This is a genomic window from Shewanella sp. SM73, from assembly GCF_025653795.1.
GTDB lineage: Bacteria > Pseudomonadota > Gammaproteobacteria > Enterobacterales > Shewanellaceae > Shewanella > Shewanella oncorhynchi.
The window spans coordinates 231749-258082 of record NZ_JAKKRY010000004.1; the positions used below are offsets into that span (position 1 = coordinate 231749).

General features: G+C 46.2%; 23 protein-coding genes. 12 read left to right on the forward strand and 11 right to left on the reverse strand.

Features of this window, described 5'->3' with window-relative positions; all coding sequences use genetic code 11:
- Nucleotides 1-8: 8 nt before the first annotated feature.
- Nucleotides 9-938 (reverse strand): AraC family transcriptional regulator, encoded by a 930-nt coding sequence (locus L5M51_RS08230; RefSeq protein ID WP_131525332.1) that lies wholly within the window; start codon nucleotides 936-938, stop codon nucleotides 9-11.
- A gap of 245 nt (nucleotides 939-1183) precedes the next feature.
- Nucleotides 1184-1423 (reverse strand): hypothetical protein, encoded by a 240-nt coding sequence (locus tag L5M51_RS08235; RefSeq protein ID WP_263172298.1) that lies wholly within the window; start codon nucleotides 1421-1423, stop codon nucleotides 1184-1186.
- Nucleotides 1424-1454: 31 nt separating this feature from the next.
- On the opposite strand from L5M51_RS08235, the gene L5M51_RS08240 reads away from it, so the two are divergent.
- From L5M51_RS08240 to L5M51_RS08255, 4 genes are all read left to right on the forward strand, one after another.
- On the forward strand, nucleotides 1455-2747 hold the full coding sequence (locus L5M51_RS08240) for an MFS transporter (RefSeq protein WP_263172299.1): 1293 nt from the start codon (nucleotides 1455-1457) through the stop codon (nucleotides 2745-2747).
- The gene (locus tag L5M51_RS08245; protein ID WP_263172300.1) at nucleotides 2744-3616 is read left to right on the forward strand and encodes an ROK family protein; all 873 of its coding nucleotides are present in this window, start codon (nucleotides 2744-2746) and stop codon (nucleotides 3614-3616) included. Before L5M51_RS08240 ends, L5M51_RS08245 begins: the two co-directional genes overlap by 4 nt.
- 43 nt (nucleotides 3617-3659) lie before the next feature.
- Nucleotides 3660-6401, forward strand: coding sequence for a family 20 glycosylhydrolase (locus tag L5M51_RS08250; RefSeq protein WP_263172302.1), 2742 nt, complete (start codon nucleotides 3660-3662; stop codon nucleotides 6399-6401).
- A gap of 194 nt (nucleotides 6402-6595) precedes the next feature.
- Nucleotides 6596-6838, forward strand: coding sequence for a hypothetical protein (locus L5M51_RS08255; RefSeq protein WP_006080930.1), 243 nt, complete (start codon nucleotides 6596-6598; stop codon nucleotides 6836-6838).
- A 129-nt stretch (nucleotides 6839-6967) separates the two neighbouring features.
- Here the strand turns inward: L5M51_RS08255 and L5M51_RS08260 are convergent, their stop codons facing one another.
- From L5M51_RS08260 to L5M51_RS08270, 3 genes are all read right to left on the reverse strand, one after another.
- Nucleotides 6968-7477, reverse strand: a complete 510-nt coding sequence (locus L5M51_RS08260; RefSeq protein WP_263172304.1) for a YgjV family protein — start codon at nucleotides 7475-7477, stop codon at nucleotides 6968-6970.
- Nucleotides 7478-7616: 139 nt separating this feature from the next.
- Complete coding sequence (locus L5M51_RS08265) at nucleotides 7617-8228, reverse strand: Crp/Fnr family transcriptional regulator (protein WP_263172306.1); 612 nt, start codon at nucleotides 8226-8228, stop codon at nucleotides 7617-7619.
- 23 nt (nucleotides 8229-8251) lie between these two features.
- The gene (locus tag L5M51_RS08270; RefSeq protein ID WP_131525338.1) at nucleotides 8252-8878 is read right to left on the reverse strand and encodes a fumarylacetoacetate hydrolase family protein; all 627 of its coding nucleotides are present in this window, start codon (nucleotides 8876-8878) and stop codon (nucleotides 8252-8254) included.
- Between the two features lie 207 nt (nucleotides 8879-9085).
- Here L5M51_RS08270 and L5M51_RS08275 point away from each other — a divergent pair, with 207 nt between their 5' ends.
- Nucleotides 9086-11113: a methyl-accepting chemotaxis protein gene (locus L5M51_RS08275; RefSeq protein ID WP_263172307.1), complete on the forward strand. Its 2028-nt coding sequence runs from the start codon at nucleotides 9086-9088 to the stop codon at nucleotides 11111-11113.
- Between the two features lie 19 nt (nucleotides 11114-11132).
- Here the strand turns inward: L5M51_RS08275 and L5M51_RS08280 are convergent, their stop codons facing one another.
- Together L5M51_RS08280 and L5M51_RS08285 are read right to left on the reverse strand one after the other, a co-directional pair.
- Nucleotides 11133-12146 (reverse strand): succinylglutamate desuccinylase/aspartoacylase family protein, encoded by a 1014-nt coding sequence (locus L5M51_RS08280; RefSeq protein ID WP_028760658.1) that lies wholly within the window; start codon nucleotides 12144-12146, stop codon nucleotides 11133-11135.
- Between the two features lie 124 nt (nucleotides 12147-12270).
- Nucleotides 12271-12849: a MarR family winged helix-turn-helix transcriptional regulator gene (locus tag L5M51_RS08285; protein WP_173245937.1), complete on the reverse strand. Its 579-nt coding sequence runs from the start codon at nucleotides 12847-12849 to the stop codon at nucleotides 12271-12273.
- A gap of 230 nt (nucleotides 12850-13079) precedes the next feature.
- Here L5M51_RS08285 and L5M51_RS08290 point away from each other — a divergent pair, with 230 nt between their 5' ends.
- Nucleotides 13080-14285, forward strand: coding sequence for an MFS transporter (locus L5M51_RS08290; RefSeq protein WP_263172309.1), 1206 nt, complete (start codon nucleotides 13080-13082; stop codon nucleotides 14283-14285).
- A 98-nt stretch (nucleotides 14286-14383) separates the two neighbouring features.
- On the opposite strand, the gene L5M51_RS08295 is transcribed toward L5M51_RS08290, so the two are convergent.
- Together L5M51_RS08295 and L5M51_RS08300 are read right to left on the reverse strand one after the other, a co-directional pair.
- Complete coding sequence (locus L5M51_RS08295) at nucleotides 14384-14947, reverse strand: PhnA domain-containing protein (RefSeq protein WP_011790067.1); 564 nt, start codon at nucleotides 14945-14947, stop codon at nucleotides 14384-14386.
- 134 nt (nucleotides 14948-15081) lie between these two features.
- Nucleotides 15082-17301 carry a TonB-dependent receptor gene (locus L5M51_RS08300; RefSeq protein ID WP_263172310.1) on the reverse strand — a complete coding sequence of 740 codons (2220 nt, stop codon included), beginning with the start codon at nucleotides 17299-17301 and terminating at the stop codon, nucleotides 15082-15084.
- Nucleotides 17302-17637: 336 nt separating this feature from the next.
- Between L5M51_RS08300 and L5M51_RS08305 the strand changes: the two genes are divergently transcribed.
- On the forward strand, nucleotides 17638-18351 hold the full coding sequence (locus L5M51_RS08305) for a DUF2461 domain-containing protein (RefSeq protein ID WP_173497078.1): 714 nt from the start codon (nucleotides 17638-17640) through the stop codon (nucleotides 18349-18351).
- Nucleotides 18352-18443: 92 nt separating this feature from the next.
- On the opposite strand, the gene L5M51_RS08310 is transcribed toward L5M51_RS08305, so the two are convergent.
- Nucleotides 18444-19040, reverse strand: coding sequence for a TetR/AcrR family transcriptional regulator (locus tag L5M51_RS08310; RefSeq protein ID WP_263172313.1), 597 nt, complete (start codon nucleotides 19038-19040; stop codon nucleotides 18444-18446).
- A gap of 196 nt (nucleotides 19041-19236) precedes the next feature.
- Between L5M51_RS08310 and L5M51_RS08315 the strand changes: the two genes are divergently transcribed.
- From L5M51_RS08315 to L5M51_RS08335, 5 genes are all read left to right on the forward strand, one after another.
- On the forward strand, nucleotides 19237-19863 hold the full coding sequence (locus L5M51_RS08315; protein ID WP_263172315.1) for a glutathione S-transferase: 627 nt from the start codon (nucleotides 19237-19239) through the stop codon (nucleotides 19861-19863).
- A gap of 66 nt (nucleotides 19864-19929) precedes the next feature.
- Nucleotides 19930-20598 (forward strand): glutathione S-transferase family protein, encoded by a 669-nt coding sequence (locus tag L5M51_RS08320; RefSeq protein ID WP_263172316.1) that lies wholly within the window; start codon nucleotides 19930-19932, stop codon nucleotides 20596-20598.
- Nucleotides 20599-20836: 238 nt separating this feature from the next.
- The gene (locus L5M51_RS08325; RefSeq protein WP_263172318.1) at nucleotides 20837-22228 is read left to right on the forward strand and encodes an RsmB/NOP family class I SAM-dependent RNA methyltransferase; all 1392 of its coding nucleotides are present in this window, start codon (nucleotides 20837-20839) and stop codon (nucleotides 22226-22228) included.
- 288 nt (nucleotides 22229-22516) lie between these two features.
- The gene (locus L5M51_RS08330; protein ID WP_006080915.1) at nucleotides 22517-22678 is read left to right on the forward strand and encodes a hypothetical protein; all 162 of its coding nucleotides are present in this window, start codon (nucleotides 22517-22519) and stop codon (nucleotides 22676-22678) included.
- 236 nt (nucleotides 22679-22914) lie between these two features.
- Complete coding sequence (locus tag L5M51_RS08335; RefSeq protein WP_263172320.1) at nucleotides 22915-26037, forward strand: NAD(P)-binding protein; 3123 nt, start codon at nucleotides 22915-22917, stop codon at nucleotides 26035-26037.
- 42 nt (nucleotides 26038-26079) lie between these two features.
- Here the strand turns inward: L5M51_RS08335 and L5M51_RS08340 are convergent, their stop codons facing one another.
- Nucleotides 26080-26298 (reverse strand): hypothetical protein, encoded by a 219-nt coding sequence (locus L5M51_RS08340; RefSeq protein WP_263172322.1) that lies wholly within the window; start codon nucleotides 26296-26298, stop codon nucleotides 26080-26082.
- Nucleotides 26299-26334 lie beyond the last annotated feature (36 nt).

A 26334-nucleotide genomic window follows, 5' to 3' on the forward strand; every position in this document is an offset into this window, starting at 1 on the left:
AAGAATGGTTAAATTGCCCTTTGTTTACTGCTAAAGCACTGACGAAAACGACTCGGCGTGACACCTTTAAATTGAATAAAACGCCGATTAAAATTGGATAAGTTGTTGAAACCACACTGATCGCTGATGGTTGATATCGGGCTTTGATTTGACAGCAGTAACTTGCACGCCTTAGCTATCCTGAGTTGATTGATAAACTCAGTTAAGGTTTTCTCGGTGCGTTTTTTAAAGAATCGATGGAAATGATTGGTGCTCATGTGCGCTAACTTTGCCAAATCCTGTGCCGACAAGGCCTGAGTGTAATTGTCATAAATATGCTCAATCACTTTATCGAGCTTTTTCACGGTAAAGTCGAGTTTACTACCGTGGGTAAACAAGGTGCTCGACAAGAGTTCTTGCTGACTATCCTGTTGTAATAACGCTAATAATTCCAATAACAAAATATAGCGTCTAAAAGGATTGGCCGTCTCCATTTCGATAAACACACTATGGGCCTTACGCGCCGTTTCCTCACTAAACAACACACCTCGTTTGGCATGGGTCAAAAGTGAATGCAAAGACGCTAACTCACGTTGCTCATTCACAATTTGGTGTAGCCAGACCGCTGGAATTTGTGCCACATAAACGACTTCCTGCACCCTCGCATTCGAAGTGCCGTCTTTTAGCGCGTTGCCATTTGATATCTCGTCAGTTGAAACACCAAGGTTCGCCTCGGATTGCCAGCCGTGGGGCATATCTGGGCCGATGATCACTAAATCATAATCGCCATAGCGGGCAATATGGTCGCCCACATAACGCATACCATAACTGTTGAGGGTTAAGCAGATTTCGTACTCGGGGTGATAATGCCAATTGAGATCCATGTGGTCCCATTCATAACGAAAGTAACGCCAAGAGCTATTTTCATCGGGGATCACTTTTTCACACAGAGGTTTCATCCATTAAACTCCAGTTGCTCATTCCTTTACCTTAGCTTCAATCAGCTCTTATAGTTCAACGCCATTCACTCAAGCTAGCCGTTATGCCAACCTGTTAAATTATTCAATTACTTAGACCTTATTTTTAATGCCAGCCTTGACCTATCAGCGCGGCGAAATAGCAGTGCCACGCGCACTATTGTCTATAGCAAGTCAGCCTTGCAGTGATACTAAAATCCGCCACTCCAATACTATTCTATCCAATGTTAATTAAAGGTAACTATTTTACAAGTAAACAGGTTATCAGCAGAGGCTAAAACATGGTTTTCTCTATGCTCATCCGCAGCAGCTATCTGCAACTCGTATCTATCGCCAGTATCTACAGCTCGTATTAACTGCACCTGATGTAAATCAGCTAAATCAGCGCGAACAGGATTTGCATATGTGAGAAAAGTATCGACAGAGGCACCATTCGTATCACCGCCATAGCGAGTGTCAGTCCACAATGAATTTCACTTAATTCAATTGGCTAAGCACATGAAACACAAACTCATCATTCTGTTTGTCCTCTGTACTTTCTTTGTGATTTCCTTGATGACCAACAGTATGGGGCCGATTTTCCCTGCGTTAATTGACAGTTATGCTATCGGCCTGACGTTGGCGGGGTTATTTCCCTTTGCGTTTTTTATCGCCTACGGCGTGACATCGATTCCTGCGGGAATTTTGGTGGACAAGTACGGTGAAAAACGGGTGATCATCTTAGCCTTTAGCCTCGCGTTTATCGGCGCCGTCACTTTTGTGTGTCTCCCTACCTTTAGCATCGCCATGTTTAGCCTGTTTTGTATCGGCACTGGCATGAGTTTATTGCAGGTAGCAGTGAATCCCTTACTGCGCCAAGCCGCGGGGCCTGAGCACTTTGCCTTTTTCTCCGTACTGGCCCAACTCGCCTTTGGCGGCGCCGCAACCTTAGCGCCGCTGGTGTACCAGCATTTTGTCGCCTTAGATCAAGCCAGTGCAGCATCAGCCAACTATGTGCAACAGCTATTGCCCGAGAACATGAGTTGGCTTGCCATGTACTGGTTATTTGCCGTGGTCGCACTCGCCATGGTGCTCTTTGCCAGCCTAGTGAAGATGCCCAAAGTGGATAAATTGGCAGATGAGTCTGCGGGGGCACTGGAGACCCATTTACGCCTTTTCAAAGATAAAACCGTTTTGAAATTCTTCTTCGCTATCGCCGCCTACGTTGCGCTTGAGCAAGGGCTTGCTAACAGTATCTCAGTCTTTTTACTGCAATATCATGGTCTTGATACCTTAAGTGTCGGCGCCAATGTGGTTAGCGATTTTTGGTTTTACATGACGCTCGGCTGCCTACTCGGTTTACTGCTACTTAAACTTATCGACAGTCAGATCTTGCTGCTCAGTTTTTCCCTTAGTTCACTGGTTTGTTTTCTGGTGGCGATTTGGGGACCGAGCCAACTAACATTAATTTGTTTCCCATTGGTTGGCTTTTTCATTTCTATCATGTGGTCGGTGATCTTCTCGCTGGCGCTTAATTCGCGCACTCAAGATCATGGATCATTCGCCGGCATTCTCTGTACCGGCATTATCGGCGGCGCGTTTATCTCGCCGATCATTGGTGTTATCAGTGAGCTGTCCGGCGAATTACGGCTCGGGATGTTAGTGCTGTTAATTCCTATGGCATACATAGGCTATGTCGCCCTAACGGCTCGTCCCTTAATTAAAAACACCACCCTGTTCTCAGCGAAAGCGGCCTCAAAGAATGACGAGCCGATGGCAACAAACAACACGAGAGGCAACAAGCTATTATGAGCGTCCTATGTTTAGATCTTGGGGGAACTAAACTGATGTTGGCACAGGTGGAGGATAAAACCTTACTCGACACTTGGCGCTATCCTGTTCCCGCAGATGGCAATTTTGAACAATTATTAGATTTCCTCGTGGCCTGTATCCACAGCCACCTCACGCCTGAAACCTATGGTATTTCCATCGGGGTGCCCGGCATGGTGGATATGCACAGCGGCACTTTACTCGAAGTGCTCAACATCCCTGCATTAACGGCAACGCAGTTGGCTCAGCAGCTTAAAAATACCTTTGAAATGGATGTTGTTGTGAATAACGACGCTAACCTCTTTGCCCTCGGCGAAGCTGTACTCAATCACAATCAAGACATGCTCGGGATTACCTTAGGCACTGGCGTAGGCGCAGGGGTGATTTTTAATGGTCAGCTGTATTCGGGTAAACATTGCGCCGCAGGTGAAATAGGTAGTTTGAATTATCGTGATGGCATTATTGAGCACTACTGCTCGGGGCAATACTTCACCACTCATCATCACATGAGTGGCGAGCATTTGTACCAAAAAGCCTGTGAAGGTGACAGCCAAGCGCTACAAGCCTTCGCCCATTTTGGCGAACACTTGGCGCACATGATCGCCCAAACCTTACTGGTATACGATCCCAAAGATATCATCCTTGGCGGCTCAGTCAGCCAAAGCTTTCCCTTTTTTATTGAAGCGCTTAAACAGAAATTGCAAAGCTTAGTCTATGGCCCGCAACTGACAGACTTGACGATTTCAGCCAGCCAACATCACAATGCAGCCCTCATAGGTGCCGCGCAGTGGTTTTTACAACAACAGAAAATCAAGCGGTTTCAACTAACATCACAATGCTCCAGCAATTGATCGACGCAGCGCCGTGGTTTTTACAACAAAAGGACTCAGCTAAGTGAAAGGACAAATAACACAGAAAGGGAAAATACAGTGGCAGAGGATTAAGACGGCCTTAGTCAGCGGCGTGATGGCAGTGCTTCCCGTGGCGTCGGTGCTTTCAATACTTGTTATGCCATCAGTACTGGCCGCCAATGCTGTGCAGGAGGCAAATCATGTCGCGCTGAATCAATTGGCCGATAAGCTCCAATTAAATTATCAGCTAACCGCTAGTTATCTTGAAACCTGTCCCGCTAAAGAAGCCCAATGCTATCGCTCCGTCATTGAGCTAACCCTGCCCACTCAGTTATCCAACGACAAGTTATCCAGCGAAGAGCTAAATCATGGCGACTGGCAAATTTATTTCAGCCAATTATCGCCCGTTTATTTCGTCGATGCGGGTGACTTTAGCATTGAGCATATCAATGGCGATTTACACAAAATCACTCCTAAAGTCAGCTTTAAGGGCTTCGTCGCCAATCAAGTTTATCGTATTGAGTTTTATAGCAAAGGCAGCCAAATCACCCGTTCCGAGTTTATGCCAAACTTCTTTGTCGCTATGGGCGATAAGGCGCAGGTCATAAAGAGCACTCAAACAAGGCGCGATCCAGAAACGGGTTTAGCCGAGCAAGACTACCTGGCGCCTTTTAATGCCGAGAAACAATTCTTACTGGCAAAAAACGATGCAACCCCCTTTGCCGATGGCCAGTATTTAGCAGAGCAATATCAAGCCCTAGCCGCAGACAAAGCACCTGACATTAGCGGCAAACTCATCCCCACGCCACTTAATAGCCAAAGCCTAAACTCGGCACCTTTATCCCTTGCCAAAGGTTATCGACTCACGGCTGCGACTGTCGATTTTAAAGGACGGCAATCGGCATTTGATTACCTCGATTCTTTAGGCTTTTCGGCCAAGGACAAAGGCACGGCGCTATTATTGCAACTCGATACTCAAGCACCTAAAGTCGCCAGCACTGGAGTCCATGATAGTGAAATTAAAAGCAGCGAAGCCTATCGGTTAACCATAACAGCTGAGCAAATCAGTATTCGAGCGGGCACTGAGGCGGGACTCTTCTATGGCCTACAAAGCCTAGCTGGGCTAATCAGTTTAAGTGACGATCAACTGGTCGCCATCGATATTCAAGACCAGCCTCGCTACGCCTTTCGCGGCCTACATATCGATTTAGCCCGTAACTTTCACTCGCTCGATTTTATTAAACGCATTATCCCACCGCTCGCCGCCTATAAAATCAATAAGCTGCACTTGCACTTAGCCGACGATGAAGGCTGGCGTTTAGCCATCCCCGGCTTACCCGAACTGACCGATGTGGGTGCAAAACGCTGTTTCGATTTCACCGAGCAAACCTGTTTATTGCCACAACTGGGCAGTGGCATAGCGGACGTTAACCCCGTCGATGGCTACTTAACCGTGGCGCAATACCAAGAAATATTACAACTGGCAGATGCTCACCATATCGAAGTAATCCCTTCACTGGACATGCCGGGGCATTCACGCGCCGCAATAAAATCCATGGAGGCGCGTTATCACCATTACCTCGCCAAGGGAGACAAAACTAAGGCGGAGGAGTTTTTACTGACTGAATTTGCCGATAAAACCCAGTATTCGTCGATTCAGTATTACCACGACAACACACTCAATGTGTGTCTGCCGAGCACCTATCACTTTATCGATACTGTGATTGATGAAGTTAAAAAGATGCACCACGCCGTAGGCATTCCTTTAGTGCATTACCACATAGGCGCCGATGAAACCGCAGGCGCTTGGGTAGAATCCCCCGCGTGTATCGCAATGAAAAAACAAAAAGCCGATGAGTTAACCGGACTGCATTCACTCAATGGTTACTTTATCGAGCGCGTTGCTAACATGCTGGCAGAGAAAGGGATTATTGCCGCTGGTTGGAATGATGGTATGGGTGAAGTGCGTCCCGAAAACATGCCCGCCCAAGTGCAATCTAACGCTTGGTCGCAGATTTCAAACAACGGCCATCAAATCGCCCATAAGCAAGCAAATCTTGGCTGGAAGGTCGTTATCTCAACGCCAGAAGTCACCTATTTCGATTTCCCCTACGCTAGCCATCCAGATGAGCGCGGCAATCATTGGGCCTCGAGGGCAATAGACAGTTTTAAGGTGTTTAGCTTTATGCCCGATAATCTGCCTGTACATGCCGAGCGCTGGCACAATAGCTTAAATCAGCCATTTGTGTCGGACGATAGCCACAGCCAGCTCAAACCGGGACACGGTTTTTACGGCTTGCAGGGGCATCTTTGGAGCGAAATGGTGCAATCGGACGAGCAAGCAGAATACATGTTATTCCCGCGCATGGTCGCCCTCGCCGAACGGGCATGGCATAAGGCACCATGGGAATTGGCCTATGATTATCAAGGTAAAATCTATAGCCAGCAAACTCAATATTTCGCCCGCAAACTCAAGGGCCAAGCCGAGCAAGTGCTCAAACAGGATTGGCAAATTTTCGCCGCGGTTTATGCCAATAAGGTACAACCTAAGTTAGCTAAAGCGGGAATTTTCTATCGCATATCACCGCCAGGGATACGTGTTGAACATCAGCAGTTAGTGCTCAATAGCTTATATCCCAATGCCGAGCTGGAATACCAACTCGACTCAGGACCTTGGCTAAGTTACCGCCAATCTTTCAAGCTTAATGATGTCAAACACATCCGCGCCAGAGTCAAAGATGGCGCGCGTTACTCTCGCCCATCGACTTGGCAAAACACCCTCTAGTCGTTTCTCGCATAATGTCGGCCATCGTATGTGATGGTCGATACGTTAATTGACTATTAATACCACTGGTCGATGGGTTAGGCACAAGCTTACATTGAGGCTTTTCAATAACAGCGCAACTCAGGCTATAATCTCGCTATTCGCGATGACACTCTCGTGATAATACTTTATCAAGCCTAAGGATCCGCCAACCGATGACAACTGCTTCTACTAGCCCCTTTGCCGTGTTAAACCAAACCACAGCAACCTCGTTCAATGAGCAGAAAAATCTGATTAAACGGGTATTTAAAGGTAAGCCAGTGCAATGTCCTAGCTGTAAACAGACACTTAAAGTGATATTGCCAGAGCAGGCAAAAGCAGAACAAGCGGCAGGGATCTACTGTGCTAAAGGCTGCACAGATATCGAACTCGATATGGAAGCCGTCGCGGGACTCTAATCATTCCAGATCCAACCCACACTGGCATTAGCTTCACATCGACGGCCAAGCGACGATTACAACAGTCACTGTAATTCGCCGTTATAAAGTAAATATCTTTCTAATTATCAATGAGATTATTTAAACTAATCACGGCAGTTGCTTAAGCTGCCCACGAAAATAGTGTCGATAATAGCCCACCAAATTACTGCCAATAAAGAGTACCTCCATTAACACTGCCACAGGCGATCCCACTAAGGCATTGTGAACGAGCCAAAAACTAGTTCCGACTATCATAAGCAGTCTGAGATCTTTATCACTTTGACAGAATGCGGCGCGGGTTTGAAACAAGGTGCCTATACAACTGATCACAGTCGTTACCCCATTAAAGGTCACAATGCTCATCACAAGTGCAGCAATAGAGAAACACCATAGGGCTACTTTTGAGGTGGTAAAAATACTGGTGAGATAACGCACTGTGGCTATGCCCATTAAGCCTGCGGCAGTCCATTGCTCCAGCAAACAAAAATGAATTGAAATCAAGATGCCAGACACAAAAAGGCAAGCGACTATCCGCTCCCGCGCCTTAAATTGAAACGAAATCAGATCGAAGATAATGGCTATCGCCACCAAAATTTGAGACAAAGTAAACGCAGTCAACTTATTAAGCTCCTTCGCTTTAAGCAATAATGCGCACTCAGATTGAAAGCCTTATAGACTTGAGAGCGCAACTTAAGGCGCAGCATCATGGGAATTGCGCTTTAGCGCATTAACTTAAGTTAACTGGGAGCAAAAACCATTAAAGAGAGTCTTGAAGTCGTCTACGCATACGCGACAAACTGATTGCCGTAATGCCAATATAATTAGCTAGCTGACCTTGGCTTAACCGCTCAAGCCAAAGTGGTGAATGTTCGCGTAAATACAGATAACGTTGCTCAGGTGTGTGCAGCAGTAAAAAGGCTTCCTTTTGTTCTTTATACAATAATTGCTGTTTAAGTAACCCAAGTTGCACTGACTGCAGCGAAGTATCATCCAACACGGATAACGGCATTTGGATAAGTTTACAGGCGCTTAAGGCCTCTAATTGGTAACGAGCGGGAATTTGCTTAAGCCAACTGACATACAAAAAACACAGTTCACCCTCGAAATAAAACTCCTTACAGCGCTCTATGCCCTCCTGAGTATAATGGCAAGCGCGCACGATACCATCCACAACAAAATATGCCTGTGACTGCTCATCTCCTTGGCCAAGAAGCACCTCTCCCGCCGGCACGTTCAACGCTTTAAACTGTGGTAAGTAACGTTCAACAGCGCCTTGACTCGCCCCTAACGCAAGCAAAAATTGTTGCAGTGGCTGGCAAGTTGGCACCTGCAATACAGCAGTCTTTTTTACGTCATCAGGTTCAATCATGCGAACAACTCAGCGATTTATCACTAAACACTTAACCACTGCCATTCGAGTAAGGGTTCAGCACTCGCTTGCAGGCCACGGCTCAGCGTGACGTTAAATACACTTTTAGCGGGAATGCTTCCCACGCCCTTGGGCGTACCTGTCATTACAATATCGCCCTCATCTAAACTGATAAATGCCTGTAGCTCGGACAATATAGTCTGAGGTTTGTAGATCATTAAATCGATATGCCCCTCTTGCACCAAGTTATCGTTGATACTCAAGGTGAAATGCAGCTGTGCCTCTGCATCATCAATCGCCACAAACGGACTGAATAACGCTGCACCATCGAAGGCTTTTGCTCGTTCCCAAGGTAATCCCTTAGCTTTTAACTTAGTTTGCAAATCACGTTTTGTGAGATCTAAACCGACGGCGACGCTACTGAAACGGCCATTTTGAAACATAAAACACAGCTCGGTTTCATAATGCAAGGTTTCCCCTTGATGCTCAGAATGAAGCACAGTCGAAATAGCCGAATTGGGCTTTAAAAATACCACCATATCCTCGGGAATTTCGTTACCTAATTCATGGATATGCTCAACATAGTTACGCCCAATGCAGAGAATTTTTGTCGGTACGATAAGGTTTTCACCTAACACGACTGATTTCATCTTTAATCCTTTTCAAGATAGGGTTGAGATTATTTTAAATAATAAAACCAATTAGTTAACCTAAATTAAATCTAAACGTTCAATTGAACTAATCACTGTACTTATGACGAACTCTGCTACACTTAAATCAATATTTCAACGAAAACAGCGATCTAACCATTAATAAACCCATTTTACAGGGACAGTCATAGAAGAGGTTTTCGCACTATGTTAACGCTTACCATAAAACAAAAAATCATCTTTAGTTTTAGTGCAATTGGCGCGCTGCTCATCGCTGGTAGTAGCTTTTTCTACTATTCACTCTCCCAAGTGCAAACCGCCTATCAAAATATTGAAACCTTAGCCGTACCCGTGCAAAAGCAGAGTAATAGCTTACAACTAGTGCTATTAAAAATGTCACGCCTTGCCACCCTAGCCCATAGTCAGCAAGACACTGCCGCCTTAACCAAAAGTCAGCAAGCATTTACCGCGCTGCAGAAGAAATATCAAAGTATCGAAAATGAGTTAATTGAGCGAGTTGCAGATCAACCTAAGATGCAAACATCCCTAAACGAAGCGCAGGCAAGATACCAAGCCTATTTGCAGCAAAGCCAAGCCATGTTTAGCGCTAAACTCGCCAATGAACAAGCAAAACGGCAGTACCTGCAACTCTTTGAGCGCTTTAACCATGCCAAGACCAACGCCAGTAATGCGATGATTGATCTCGAAACTCTTTCCATCCCCGATAATCCCACTTTACTCGAAGAAATTGTCGGCACAGGTACTCGCATTGACGACATGCTCTATACGCTAGCCAACACTATGGGGGAACTGATCCACACTCAAAGTTTGGATGTTATTCAATCGCACCAACAGGATGTCGGTATTTTACTGGGGAACCTCACCACTAACTTTACCTTTTTAAAACAACAAACAGATGGGCTTGATACCTTAGGCCTACTGCAAACATTCGAGCAAGAATATGCGATTATCAATACCTTACTCGCATCGCCTGCCGAACTTTATAAAGTGCAGGAAGCCGTAGTTGAGGCACAACGACAAGCAGAGCAACATTACCTCGATGCCGATAAAGAGTTTAATGCGAATAATCTCGCCTTAGATAAGTTAATCAACTTAGCCGACCGCCGATTTACCAGCCTGCAAACCATCGCCAGTAATGATATTCAACAGGGTCAAACCTTAGCGATTGTACTAGCACTGGTATTTATCGCCATGGTGAGCTTTATCTCTTTCTTCACCTCCAAGGCCATGCTCAATCCCTTGGCCTTAGTGAACGGCGCACTCGCCAGTATCGCCCGAGGGGATTTATCTAAACGCATTCATAAACGTCATAACGATGAATTTGGTGCCCTAATCGATAACATGAATACCTTGAGTGACGATCTTGCCAAGCTGTTAACCAATATCAGCCAAAATGCCCATTCATTGGACAGCTCTGCCACCCAAACCAATGAGCAAGGCCAGCGCATCGCCAATGCCGCAACGGCGCAAATCAGTCGAGTCGATGAAACGAAAGCCTTAGCAGAACAGATGTTTACTAGCTCAAATCTAGTGACAGAACAGGCCAGTGAGTCGGCGAGACAAATCAGTCAAGCCTCGAAATACGGTAATCAAGTGAAGCAAATTGCCGATGATAATCGCAATAAAATTGCCGAACTGAGCACCCGTTTAAGTAGCTCAGTTGAAGTCATGTCTCGCTTGAGCATTCAAAGCGATAATATTGGCAGCATTTTAACCACCATCAGCAGCATTGCCGAACAAACCAATTTGCTGGCACTGAACGCCGCCATTGAAGCCGCCAGAGCGGGGGAACATGGTCGTGGTTTTGCCGTCGTGGCCGATGAAGTGCGATCACTTGCTTCACGCACCCAAGCCGCCACCGCCGAAATTCAAACCATGATCACGGCCCTGCAAAAAGAAACGTCCACGGCAGCCGATGCGATTACTACGGGGCAAAATCAAGCAAATGAGTGTGTCGGACAAAGCCAAACCCTGCAGGATGCTATCGCTCACATAGAAAGCACCTTACATACCCTCAATAAAATGAGTCTAGAGATCACCCACGCCGCCCACGAGCAGTTAGATTACAGCCAACGGATTGAGTCGAGCATGAGTGAGGCGGCACAATCTGCAGACCAAAATGCCAATGAAGCCATGGACATGGCCAAACGCAGCAACGAAGTCACTCTGCTTGCCCATTCACTCACCAGCTCAGTGGAACGGTTTAAACTATAGAGGTGATGGGACCTAGAATCTAGGCATATTCCATCAGGAATTCATCGAGCTGTTCGTTGGCAATTTCAATCTCGTCACCTTCGAACTGGGCGATATGAAACATGCCCTCACCTTCGTTAGTCACAGGGATATTACTTATTCCTATGATAATACCGTCGGTTGGCGCGCGAATGGCCACACTGTCACCGCCGTGGGGACTAACGATATGGGCAATGATATAACCCTTAGTCACCCGCTGGCCGAGTTTAAGCTTCATATTCACTAAACCATCGGATTCACTGCGAACCCAATAACTGCGAATAGCACTGACACTCGCGCCTTTGTTACTCACTCGCCCTTTAAGCATATCTAAACTGCGCATCACATTGAGCACACCTTTGAGGCCAGATTTTATCGACAACTCGCTAAAACGTAACGCCTCTCCAGCCTCATATAAAATGCAAGGAATGCCCTGTTGATTAGCATAACCTCGCATAGAAACACTGCGCGCTTTAGAATGCATGATCAGCGGTGCACCAAAGGCATTCGCCATGGCCAGCATAGTCTCATCATTAGTATCACAGCGAATTTGCGGCAAATTATCCCTATGGACGGCCCCAGTATGTAAATCAATCACATGGGTTGCATGAACTAATAACTGAGTGGCAAACAGATTAGCTAAACGGCTTGCGAGCGCCCCTTTGCTAGAACCTGGAAAGCAACGATTTAAATCGCGCCGATCGGGTAAATAACGGGATTGCTGAATAAAACCAAACACATTCACTATTGGCACCACAATTAATGTGCCCGTCAGATTCTTTGGATTCACTCTGGCTAATAAACGCCGACAAATTTCGATACCATTGAGTTCATCCCCATGAATGGCGGCACAAACCAGTAAAGTCGGGCCAGGTTTGGCTCCGTGAAACACTTCCACATGAATATCGAGTTGCGTATCGGTATACAACTTAGCGGCTGGCAGCTTGATCCCTAATTGCGTCCCAGCTGTGACTCGTTTTCCCGCTAATTCAAATGCTTCACGTCTTTTTACCATGGCAACTCCCTTGTTCTATAAAATGTTATCCCGCGCGGTTGGCTCATGTTTACCGCATTTTGCCAAAGTGATCCGCTATTACATATCAGCCTACTTTAAAGACTAAAGTGGGATTTTAAACGAATTATTGCGGCTCAAATTGGTTCAGCCAAGATTTTAAAATCTGCAGTAATACAGGCCTATCTTCAACGCTCACGCCCGCGAACAACGCACTTTGACATTGAATATGCTGAGGTAATGCCTTATCAATGAGCGCCTTACCCTCAGCAGTTAACGAAACATGGACGGCGCGGCGATCTTCCTTACTGTGCTCCCGCTCAATCAGCCCCTTATTTTCGAGTCTGTCTAAACGACTGGTCATAGCGCCAGAACTTAGCATCATGCTCTGATAAAGTTGCGAAGGCGAGAGTGTGAACGGCTCTCCCGAGCGCCTTAACGTCGCGAGCACATCGAACTCCCCCTGACCTAAGCCAAATTCGGCGTGGCATTGCAGCAGTACCACTTCGATATATTTCGTTAAACGAGCGATTCGCCCGAGCACAGCCATAGGGATCAAATCCTCACTCACCCCTTGCTGTTGCCACTGTTCAACAATTCTATCGAGGCCATCTTCTTTGGTATTCGAATCCGCTTTCTTTTTATCCGTAGAACTCGCGTTAGTATCCGCAGGACTGGCATTAGTTAGCGTCATTTTAGCTGTCATAGGTTTATCTCAATATAAAGATTCTTCACATCATCCTTTACATCTTAGTCATTTTCTCGCAGAATTAAAATATCTTTATATCAAGATACATCTGAAAGAGATTCTTTTTGAATTGTAGTGATGTGGTTTCAACCTACTGTTGTTGAAAGGAAATCATCATGAGTATGCTAAATGCTGCTACAAATCACTTTTTCAGCAAATCAAACTCAGCTTATTTTTGGAGACAATCCATGCGATCCCCCCAGACAGAGAAAGCGAATTTATTGCTGCTCGGACTCGCGTTCATCCTTATTGGTCTAAATCTACGACCCATTCTCGCCTCCGTTGGGCCTTTACTGCCCAGCATACAAAAGGATATCAGCTTAAGTTTTACTTTAGCATCTATGCTGACATTGCTGCCCGTGCTCGCCATGGGACTGGGCTGTTTTGCAGGCTTTAGTATCGCCAAACGTTTAGGATTCAATACCGTAATGACAGGATCATTGCTACTGCTGATCGGCGCCACTGCAATGCGCTTCTGGGCGATAGATGCCAATTGGCTTATCTGCTCGGCATTACTGGCAGGGGTCGCAATCGCCCTCATTCAAACCATAATGCCCGCCATGATTAAGCTTAATTTTGGTGAACGGGTCCCCTTAATGATGGGGCTTTACGTCACCGCCATTATGGGTGGCGCCGCATTAGCGGCGAGTAGCGCGCCTTTTATCGGGATGAACTTAGGTTGGCGCGCGGGTCTAGGTCATTGGACTTGGCTAGGCATATTCGCACTCGTGCTGTGGCTCCTGATTAAACATAAAGCTGCACTACCGAGCCAAGCAAAAGAGCAAGCTTTGCAGCTTAACTTTTGGCGTTTTCGTCGCAGTTGGCTATTGGCGATATTTTTTGCATTAGGCACAAGTTGTTATGTCTGCGTACTTGCATGGTTAGCCCCCTACGCGGTCGAGCTAGGTTATAGCCAAACTCAATCGGGATTAGTGTTAGGTTTCTTAACCAGCATGGAAGTGATCGCGGGCTTAGTGTTTCCTTGGCTTGCCAGCAAGTCGACGGACAGACGCGCCATCATAGCCCTACTCTGCTTGCTACAACTCATTGGCTTTATGGGACTGGCACTCGCCCCTCAAGTATCGCTATTTTTATGGGCGGGACTTGCAGGATTAGGTATTGGCGGGATTTTTCCACTCGGGCTGATTGTCACTATGGATCATCAACAGAATCCTATGTTAGCAGGTAAATTAACCGCCTTCGTGCAGGGTGTGGGATATACCATAGCGGCTATCTCGCCTTGGATTGCCGGATTAATTCGCGATAATTTCAACAGCTTTAACAGTGCTTGGTTATTACTCGGTGGCTTAAGTGTGATCGCGTGGATATTATCTTGGCAATTTAATCCGCAGGGCTATGCACGCCAATATCAAATCACCCGCTGTGTATCTTAACCATCTAATTTAAAATAAAAAAACCGCCATGTCGGCTAACGATCATGGCGGTTTTTATTGTGTTGAGCTAAATAAATCGCGCTCACACTAAGCGAAACTTAAGACTTTTTAACGAAGCACGTCAGAATCACAATACGAGTACCGTTAACGCGGCCTTCGATATGCTCTGGGTTGTTGGTCAAAGCAATGTTACGCACAGCTGTGCCACGCTTAGCCACAAAGCTAGTGCCTTTCACGTTTAAGTCTTTGATGATGACCACAGTATCGCCAGCATTGAGCACTGCACCATTACTGTCTAACGTTGGCGTAGCATCGTCACCTGCTGCGGCAACTTCGGCATCACCCCACGCTTTTAAATCGTCTTCAAGATAAAGCATATCCAGCAAATCTTGCGCCCAGCTTTCGCCATTTAAGCGCTTAAGCATACGATATGACATCACTTGAACTGCCGGTACAGGACTCCACATGCTGTCATTCAGACAACGCCAGTGGTTCATGTCCATGGTATCCGGTGCCGCAATTTGGCCACTGCAGGTTTCACAAATCATGATCTCATTGTCACGGCCATCGGAGGCTGGCAGATCATAAATAGAGAGTTCAAGCTCGCTGCCACACAGTTCACACTTGCCGCCACAGCGACTTAGCAATTCATTTTCAGTCATTTTTCTGTTCTATATGCCTAGTAAAACGCGGATTATGCCATAAACTGGCATTTTTCGGCAGGGGGCTGAGGCAATATAACCCTATTTTTTATGAGCTATATATGCCTAGTCCACACAGCCTTAGTGATTAGTCTTTAAAATTCATAGGCTAAACTCAAACGAACATCACGCCCAGCTGCGGGGATCCCATCGGAGAGAAACGGCACCACTTGCAGATCCGTAAGATTTTTTACCATCAAACGCACACTTAATCCCTTTAAGATGGCTTGAGGTTCATAGGCGAGATACACATTCTGTAGGAAGTAATTTTCGCTTGGCGACTCGGCATTAAAGATATCACCGTGGGGAACATTGGTTTGCGCATCATACCAAGCGCCCTGCCAAGCGATAGAAATGTCATCTGTGATATACATGCCTAAACGCAGACGAATATCGAGCGGGGCTATGTTAGCTAAATATTCATCGTCATCTTGGCTATCTCTGAGTGACCCATTGTGCTGTCCTTGCAGCCATGAAACCGCAAGATCACTGAACACATCTTGATAGCGATATTGGGCTTCAAAATCGGCACCATAAATATGGTAACCATCAAGATTTGTGTAACCACTTTGAATTAGCTGGGTTTTATCAGACTTAGCTCCGCGGCGCTGGGCAATATCATCGCGGCCTAGGTTGGCAAACAGAGTAAGCTGCGTCGTCAGCGCATCATCGTTGGCAAGCAGATGCTGGTGCTGCGTCATTAGGCCTAATTTGAAGGCATGTAAGCGTTCGACATCAATATCGCGACTCGTGCCGGTAATGCTGGCTTTAGCGTATTGCACGGCATAAATCTCATCCACCACAGGGGCTTGCAAGCTATAAGCGTAATCAAAGTTTAACCGAGCGTGATTTGTCAGTTGATAATCTATGCCTAATCTTGGTGAGAACCCCGAATGATGGGTTGAGCTATAATCATGGCCCGCAGCAATATCATTGTAATCTGGTGCAATATTTGGTCGACCTATGCTGTAGATAAAGTCATATCGCAGCGAGGGAGTCACAGTTAAGTCATTAGTAAGATGAATTGCATCGCGAATATAGGCAGCATAGGTATCTTGACGGCCTTCAGGTTGGTAGTAAGGTGTGTACCAGCCAAAGTTTTTCTCGGGATTTGTTTCATAACTTTTGTTAAACACTAACGAAGTGCGGTCAAGACTACGGTACTGTAATCCTGTGGTGATCTCATGATCGCCAATCAAGCTCAAGTTGTTGATATCAATGTAGTCACGTTTATAGTCTAGCCAAGATTCGTGACCGAAGTTGCCTACGGAAACCGTCATTTTCTCCCACGCGATATCGGGTCTTACCCAGTGGCGTGCATTCGCCGAATGGGAAATCACCACTTGGGTATCGATCAGGGGATTACTCGGCGAATAGCGATAATTAGCCGACCAAGTGTTATCTTCATAGGTGTTGTAGGCGGTTGTGGCATACAGAGCCTGCTCGTAGGAACCGTACTTTTTGATGTTGTAGTCTGAGATGGCAGGCATAGGGCCACGGCGATTAGCCCAAGGTTTGCGGCCCTCATCAAGATAATGGGTCACGCTCAAGGCTAATTGGTGATCGCCCTGCACGTAATCCATCTTACCTAGGTAGTTATTTTGCTCATAACCTGAATATTCAAACTCTTCACCATTGGCTAAAGTGACATCCCCCGCATCGCGACGCGTAAGATGCAGCAAGCCAGATAGATGTGAATTCACGCGGCCATAAACTGTCCCCGTATAACCCATAGCGTCATTATTGCTGGCGTAGCTGGTTTTGACTCGCGCGCCAAGGGATTGATCATATTTAAGAAAATCATCAGCCGATTTAGTGACCACATACATGGCACCACCAAAACCGCCATTGCCCGAGCGCACATCATGGGCGCCTTTGATCACTTCCACTCGTTTGATGAGGTCAGGATCGAGGAAAAATGAGCCGTAGCGATACTGCTCAAATCCCACCGGAGCATTATCCACATAAACGTTAAAATCTTCAGTCTCGCCAAAGCCCCAAATATTAATCCGCTCACCGCCGCTGCGGGTACCGCCATCGATATGCGCCCCCGCCATATCATCGATCACTTCGGCGAAAGTTGTCGCCTGCATCTCCTCGATTTGATCCATGGAAATAATCGCTTCACCGGGTTTAGCGACTGTGATAGCCCTGCGATATTGCTGCCCATGAACCTGCAGGATCTCAATCGGCTCAACCTTAGGCTCGCCCAATACCTCAGCGGCGTACAACGGCATTGAGGGCAATATACATAACCCCATAAGCGACAGATTTCTATTCGCTTTCCACTTATCACATTTAGGCAGGCAACCCATTCAACGTCATCCTATTAACAAACCAATCTAAAAATAGGGCGGCATTATAGGCACTAACGAACAAGATAAGAATAGTTCTCACTTAGCTTTACGTGTAAATAACCGACTTATTGAAAACAAGGTAGAAGCGGCACAATGCAAAAATTTAAGTGAAGATCTTGCCGAAGGATGGCAGTATTGGCACCCAACTTGGCAGTCTTAACTATCGTGTTTTAACTATCGTGAGTAAGAACGGGCGGGCGATACGGAAGGATATGTCAGCAACTCACCTTGCTCCTCAATCGGCATTAATACTGCTTGTGCTCGGTTTATCTGCATTAATAAGGTTCCCTGATAATGGCCACTCTAACAACTAAAATCCCCATCGCGACTGGTGCAACGTTCAGCGCGGCGAGCCTGCAATTTTTAAATCAACTGGCACAAAACAACTCCCGCGACTGGTTTAAAGCCCATCAGGCGGAATACGAAGAAACAGTGCGAACGCCTGCACTGCAGTTTATCGAGCAAATGCAGCCCAGTATCCTCGCCCTCTCGCCTAGGCTCACTGCCGTACCAAAAAAAGTCGGCGGCAGCTTGATGCGTCCCCAGCGAGACAGCCGTTTTAGCAAAGATAAAACGCCCTATAAAACCAATGTCGGCATTCAATTTCGCCATTTTCAAGGTAAAGACGTACATGCCCCGGGACTGTATCTACATATTGCCGAAGATGGCTGTTTTATTGCAGCAGGGATTTGGCACCCAGAATCAAAAGCCTTAAATGCCATTCGCACTTGTATTGATGAGAATCCTAACGGCTATAAAAAGGCGCTACAGACCTTACAAGGTCATGGATTTAATATGGATGGCGACAGCTTAACTAGACCACCAAAGGGATTTGATAAAAACCACCCTATGCTGATAGAGCTAAAACGAAAAGATTTTATCGCAGTTAAAAATATCGCCTTTGAGGAACTCTGCCGTCCAGATGCAGCCAGTTTTTGTGCAGAGCAGTTTGCACACTGCACTCAACTGATGGCCTATCTGTGTTTTGCGCTGGACTTGGACTTTTAGAAATAGGCTTTTAGAAATAAACTTTTAAAAATAGATTTCTAAAAACATGGCCTAGGCAAAAACCTAGGCCAATCAAACTATGTCATTTGCAGTTATGCAGTCTGATTAGCACTCAAACTACGTAAATAGTCTTGCAATACAACAAACGCATTGTCTAACAACTCATATTCGCCCGCCTTGCCTAACACTCTAATCCCTTGTAATTGCAGCACTAAAAAAGCAGCAACTTGATGTGGTTGCACATGGGCTAATAGCTCTCCACGCGCTTGGCAAACTTGTAACACTTGGGTGAATGAGGTCTGTAATCGACAAAATAATCGCTGACATTCCTGCAGCACACTTCCATCGTTAAGGCTCTTTTCGAGCACGGCATTTTGCATAAAACAGCCGTACTTTTGCTCCCGCTGCAAAGCAACAAAGCGCGCTAAATAAGCTTCTATTTCAGCCAAGCCCGCTTTTTCATGCAGCAAAGTATCTGAAGCGCCAAAAGAGTAATGATCAAGGTAAAAACGGAGGCACTCGCGGTAAAGATTCTGCTTGTCGCCGAAACTGTTATAGAGACTAAATCGATTAATGCCTAAATGGCCGACGAGATCGGAAATCGAGGTTTTGGCAAAGCCCTTTTGCCAAAAAAGCTCCATCGCCAATATGAGTTTTTCTTGCCGATCAAAATTACAACTCCGTGCCATAGCCTGCGACCTAATCTCTTGAATACGCGTTCACGATCAGCTTCACCATTCCTCTTTACTACAGAAAGTTGAGGGGTAAATCATTCTTGACTGTTCGTTTAGATATAGCGTAAATTCTAACCTAACCGATCGTTCCGTTAAAGCCTTATATGCCCGAATCGAGCATAAAGCACTGATAAAAACTACAGGACTTTAGATGAAACTCTACGAATTAGCTCCGACTCCCAGCGCACGCCGCGTCAGTATTTTTCTTGCGGAAAAAGGCATAGAAGTACCAAGAGTGAACGTCGATATCCGTGGAGGGGAAAATTTAAGCGCCGAGTTTAAAGCCAAAAGTGTAAATGGCCGCATTCCACTGCTCGAACTCGATGATGGCAGCTACCTGTGTGAATCCGTTGCCATTTGCCGCTATTTAGAAGAAATCCACCTAAGTGTTCACTCGCTGTTTGGCAATACTCCACTTGAGCGCGCTAAAGTAGAAATGTGGCAACGTATCATAGAGTTACAAGGATTAATGGTTGGGTTTCAAGCCTTTCGTAATTTAAGCGGTGTCTATAAAGACAGGGAAAATTGTGTCGAGTCTTGGGGCGCAGAATCACGCCAAAGGGTCATTGACTTCCTACCAACCTTAGACCAACAATTGAACACATCAGCCTTTGTGGCAGGCGATGCATTCAGCATTGCCGATATTTCGGCTTACGTTTTTATCAGCTTTATTAAGAATTTAGATATTGAAGTCACTGACAGCTTGCCGCATCTCAAAGCTTGGTTCATCACTATGGCGCAGCGTCCTGCCATAGTATCGCTAACCCCTACAAAATAGCGGCACGAATGCCTTAATAGGCCCTAAAGTGAGTAGCTATAAGCGTTATAACCTAAAGGAATCATCATGATAGATTTATACACAGCCGCGACCCCTAACGGTTTTAAAATTTCCATCGCACTGGAAGAAATGGGACTTGAATATCGCGTCCATAAATTAGATTTCAGCACCAGTGAGCAAAAACAGCCCGAGTTTATCGCCATCAATCCCAATGGTCGCATTCCCGCCATTATCGACCGCGATAACGAGGATTTTGTGGTATTCGAATCGGGTGCGATTCTGCTGTATCTCGCCGAAAAAACAGGTAAATTCCTGCCAGCCGATCCTAAAAAGCGCTCACAGGTGATCCAATGGTTAATGTTCCAAATGAGCGGCGTCGGCCCCATGATGGGACAAGCCAACGTATTCTTTAGGTACTTCCCTGAAAAAATCCCCGCAGCCATTGACCGTTATCAAAAAGAAGGTCGACGTTTATTCGAGGTTATGAATACTCAACTAGCTACAAATCAATACCTTGCTGGTGACGAATACACGATTGCCGACATCGCAACTTGGCCTTGGGTGCGGATCCACGAGTGGAGCGGCATCAATATGGAAGGTCTGACACATTTGCAACGTTGGTTAGATGAGTTAACACTCAGACCCGCGTGCCAAAAAGGCATAATCACGCCACCACCGGTGGAAATGAGTGATGAAGAACGGGCTAAGCAAATCCAAAAGATGGTGACGAAATAATCACCTTCCAAGCGGCAATTGAGTGATAGTCTGCAAATAACCCTTTGGTACTGAATGCACTATGAGTCTCAGTGACTCAACCACAAAAAGCCCCGCAAGTTGATGCGACTTTGGGGCTTTTTTTCTGCCTGTTATCGGGCAAAACTGCTACACTCTGCGCCACTTATTTTTCCCCTCTGTTACAGTTATGCCTCCTACATAAGGCGCAGCCACAGAGAGCATAATTCAGGCTAAATTTATGGGTAATCCAAGCAGCTTCTCTTCCGGTAAAGCATCCAACTCAAACACATCGTCAACGTTAGATGCAGAGGCGAGCACCCCAGCGCAAAAACGTGCACTCAGTTACGCCAGTACAATTAAGCAATTATTCGATGAAATTCAAAGCAGTAAAATGCCCGCCGACCGTATTCTGGCCAACTACTTTAGAGAACATAAAAAACACGGCTCGAAGGATCGTAAAGTCATCCGTGAATCTTTGTTTAGTCTATTTCGTTGGTGGGGTTGGTTTCAGCGATTAGGTGATCAACAAGAATCAGCGACTTATTTTGCCAGCCTAAGTGCCAGTGCGTTATTGGAAGCCCATGCTTGGCAAGATATCGCCACTGCTTGGCATGAGTTATCGCAGTCGCCTATCGATTATCAACAGGCTCAAGCACTTACCGTTGAAAGTCTCGACGACAAATTGGCACTGATACAGTATTTATTTCCCGCGACTGAGTTTAAGGCACAGGATTTATTACCCGACTGGTTCTGGCAAGTGTGCCCTGTAGATACGGCGCAGCAAACCCAATTAATTGCTGCTATGTCTAGTCGCCCGCCGATTTGGGGCCGTGCGCAAGGGATCACGAGTCAAGATGCGGCGGCGCAGCTGCAAGCGATAGGTATCGATGCTAGTTATGGTCATTACTTTAACGATGCCATTAACCTTGGCAGCAAGAGTATGAATCTTAATGAAATAGCCCTGTATAAAGACGGCAACATTGAGATCCAAGATTTGGCTTCACAGGTCATAGGGCAAATTTGCGCGCCAGAACCCGATGCCCATTGGTGGGATGCCTGCAGTGGTGCAGGCGGCAAAACCCTGCAGCTGCGGTCTTTGATGTTGACCAAGGCTGCTGATAATAAAACACCCTCTACGGGCAGCATTATATCGTCAGATATTCGCTCCAATGCCCTAGAAGAACTGACTAAACGTGCCCAAAGAGCCCACTTTAACGGCATTAGCGTTGCCCGTTGGAAGAGTGATGCCCTGCCGGTACCAGCGGATCATTTCGACGGTGTGTTAGTCGATGCCCCGTGCAGTTGCACTGGCACTTGGCGACGTAATCCTGATATGCGTTGGTTGGATGGTGTTGAAGCAGTGGCCGATAAAGCCGCGTTACAGCTCGATATTTTAAGCCGTAGTAGCCGCGCAGTTAAAGCGGGCGGCATCCTCGTTTACGCCACGTGTTCCCTGTCGCCGCTCGAGAACCAAGATGTAGTGACAGCGTTTTTACAGCAACATCCAGAGTTCACGCTCACGCCGATACGCCATCCTTTTACGGGTGAACAAACAGAAATGTTGACCGTATGGCCCTTTGAAGCGAATAGTGATGGTATGTTTGTCGCGCGTATGCTGCGCAGCAAGTAACACTAACTCATTATTTTGTATCAAAACTTGGCGCCTTTCATTCTGGGCGCCAGTTTCAATCATATAATATAATTTCCGATGATAATCAAACTTATCCTTTAATTATCATAAAGATAACCCACGCATCCCCCATTAAAATCTCAGATACGGCCATTTCAGTGGCAAGATATAGCCTTTGGACAAAACTTTTCACCATCAGTGATGAAATATTTCGCTTTAGCTTCATCTCTCCTTTGGGTAAAAAGATCGGGTGCTGCGAATGGCACAGGTATTTTTGGAATTTTGACCATGTCACACTCCTATGAATTTGACGACGATGATGCGCCATGGGGCGATAACGTCAAAGGTAAGCAAAAGAATAAACGCGTGAAACAGCGCCGCAGAGATACTAAGCGACGTTACTCGGACGATAATACAGAGGTGGATTTCTACCAAAATAAATCGAAGTAACTAAATCTAAGTACCCTTGCTCTCCGGGTTTGTTTTACAAATTCGTTCTGTGCTAAACCTGCCAAATCTGAGCAAGTTGGATAATATCCAACTTGCTACTCAACCCCCTTATCCCCTCTCAAATACTTAATCATTCCAGTGTAAAATCAATGGGCTTAATTGCTTATTTGCCCTATGCTTTTTGGGCTATAACTCCCAAATCATTGGACTTACACTGAAATTTAAGGATGAACGCCATGGAAAAACAGCGCCCCGACTTTATTTATCCCCAAGGCAGTATGTTGATGCACTCGCCCTTAGTGCTAAATAAAGCCGATATGTACGGTTTTTTTCTTAAGGGGAAACAGGAAAACCTGCAACGATCTATTGATAAAACTCTGAATCAAGTTGCCGGCAGCGCAATGTATTTTAAGGTGCTGTCTCCCTACGTACTGACAACCTTCACTCAAATTGAAAAAGCCTACTCCGCTTATCCAAAGGACAGAGCTAAGGGCTGGATCCAAGAAACGGACATCATCACTTGGGTCATGGTCGGGCGCCAAGATAGCAGCGACAGTAAACAAATCAGCCAAGTGTATTTTCAGCCACTACACATTTGGGTGAACGATGCCATGGCCTTAATTAATGGCAGAGAACTCTTTGGTTATCCTAAGTATTTATGTGAATACACTATGCCAGCGGTTGGCGAGCCTCTGACGCGATTATCCCTTGAGACCAAAAGTTTTTTACATTTCTCACCCGAAACCGAACTTGCCCTGCATCCATTAATTGAAGTGAATTGCGATGCCAAACCCGAGGCACAGCTTTCAACCCTTGAAGCGATAGCTCAAACTTGGCAACTCTTTAAAGAACAAACCGATTTTATTCCAGAACTTGACCAGCTTGGCGAAGAGCAGCTATTTCATCTGTTATTTAAACCCGCTATCGATCAAGTATTTCTAAAACAGTTCCCCGACTCGTCAGGGCAAAAAGCCATTTATCAAGCCATCGTTGCCGCGCCAGCCCAAGTGAATAAAGTGCACAGTGTTGCCCTGCTAAAAAATGATTTTGTCGCGACCATTTTTGATAATGCCAGCTTCCCGTTAAAGGATACGCTCGGGGTCGAGATTGGTGAGCAGCACGTTTTACTCCCTTACCATGTGAACTTCGATTTTGAAGTACCGCCCGGCGAAGTATTAGTCGATAACTCCGAAATCAAAAAACAGAAAATAGCCATTCTCGGTGGCGGTGTCGCGGCAATGACAGCAGCCTGTTATCTAACCGATAAACCCGGCTGGCAGAATCAATATGAGATTGATGTCTATCAACTCGGCTGGCGTATCGGTGGTAAAGGGGCTAGTGGCCGCAATGCCGCTATGGGGCAACGCATAGAAGAACATGGTTTACACATCTGGTTTGGTTTCTATCAAAACGCGTTTGCCTTAATGCGCAAAGCGTATGAGGAATTGGATAGGTCAGCAAACGCGCCGCTTGCGACTTTTTTTGATGCCTTTAAACCCCATAACTTCATCGTCTTACAGGAAGAAGTTGATGGCCGTTCTGTAAGTTGGCCAATCACTTTCCCAATGCTACCAGGCATCCCAGGTGATGGCACCGAAACCCTCACCTTCTGGAAAGTTGTTAAAGTCGCCTTTGCGTGGATCAAAGAATGGCTCAAAGACATGGATGACCTGCTCGATGCAGATGAAAAAGCCATGGGAACACCTAAAAACTGGCTCGATAGCAGCTGGTTTGAACGTTTAAAAGATAAGCTAGAGGATTCAGTCGAAGATGCCAAAGAATCACTCGACGCGCTCGGTGACAAGCTTGAATGCCATTTTAATCAAATGATTGGCCGCGAGTGCGATGAGCATGTACACAGTGAAAGTGACGATGGTTTTGTAGAATCGGCCGTCGATGCCCTGCATCAAAGACTCGTGAAACGTTTTAGCGGACATTTAGATAATAATGACGAACTGCGCCACTTATATATAGCCGCCGATCTGGGCCTCACGATCCTCAAGGGCATGTTTGCCGACGATGTATTTGAAAAAGGCTTTGACGCCATCAATGGCTATGATTATCGCGAATGGTTAACCAAACACGGCGCCAGCCTTAAGTACACTGTCGACAGTGCGCCAGTGCGTGGTTTTTACGACTTAGTGTTTGCCTATGAGAAAGGGAACTTCGACAAACCCAATGTCGAAGCGGGCACAATTATCCGCGCTATGCTGCGTATTGCCCTGTGCTATCAGGGTAGCGTGATGTGGAAAATGCAGGCGGGCATGGGTGATGTTGTGTTTACACCTTTTTACGAAGTGCTCAAACGCCGCGGAGTCAATTTCCACTACTTCAATCGAGTTGATAATCTCGAATGTCACAATCAAAGTATTCAAGTGATTGAGATCACTGAGCAAGTAGCCATGGCGCCGACTGTCACAAACTACGATCCTTTAGTCGATGTGAAAGGTCTCGCTTGCTGGCCGAGTACGCCCAATTATGAGCAGCTTGAGCCTGAACAAGCGGCACTGCTTAAAGCCCATAATATCAATCTTGAACACTTCTGGAGCGATTGGGACAGCGTGTATGAAACTCACTTTGGCAAAGCCCTGCCGAAAAAGCGCTTAGTCAAAGGCGTAGATTTCGACAAAGTGATCTTCGGTCTATCCATAGGTTCTGTGCCCCATGTGGCGAGTGAAGTCATGGCACAAAGCCCAGCCCTCAAGCTTTGCGTTGATAAGGTGCAAACTGTCGCCACTCAAGCCTATCAACTGTGGATGAACCAAGATCTGAATGGAATAGGCTGGCCTAATTACTCTGAAGATGGCGAGGAACCCGTATTATCGGGCTTCACCGAACCCTTCGATACTTGGGCATCGATGAACCAACTGCTAGACAAAGAAGATTGGCGCGGCTTAGAACCTAAAAATGCCAGTTACTTTTGCTCGGCATTGCCTGTCGAAGCCTATCCACCAAGCTCGGATGTAGATTTCCAACAACAGAAAACCTTAGAAGCTAAAGCGGGTGCTATCCATCAACTCAATACCGAAATCCATAAACTTTGGCAAAATGTCGGTGATAGCTTCCCTTGGGAATGGTTACACGATGAACAAGGCCGTCAAGGAGTTGCCCGCTTCGATAGCCAATATTGGCGCGCAAATGTAGACCCATCCGAGCGTTATGTCTTATCGGTTAAAGACAGCTCGCAGTATCGCATCACGACAGATGGCACAGGGATAGATAACCTGTATATGACGGGCGATTGGATAAAGACAGGCCTTAATGCGGGCTGCGTCGAAGCCGCGACGATGGCGGGAATGCACACATCAAAAGCGATATCAGGTCATCCTGCGGTGATTAAGGGCGAAAAAGACTTCTAAGCTCGTCCTTAAATCTAGCTAAGTCGCAAACTTGGACACTGCTCAGTCCAAGCAAAATGAAGCTAATAAATCTAAGATAAATACATAAACGGCGCAGATAAATTCTGCGCCATTTATGTTTTCTAATGTTCTAATAATACCAATCGTATTAAATATCAGTTCATTCAGCGGGAGTTCAACGCGCTTTAGACAAGGCGAAGGCTTGAAGGCATAGTGGTGCTCTGTCGAAAGCCTTAAACGCAGTATAAAGGGCGTTGCCATGTAGTAAACATCAGCAGCCCTTGGGGAGCCTCACAG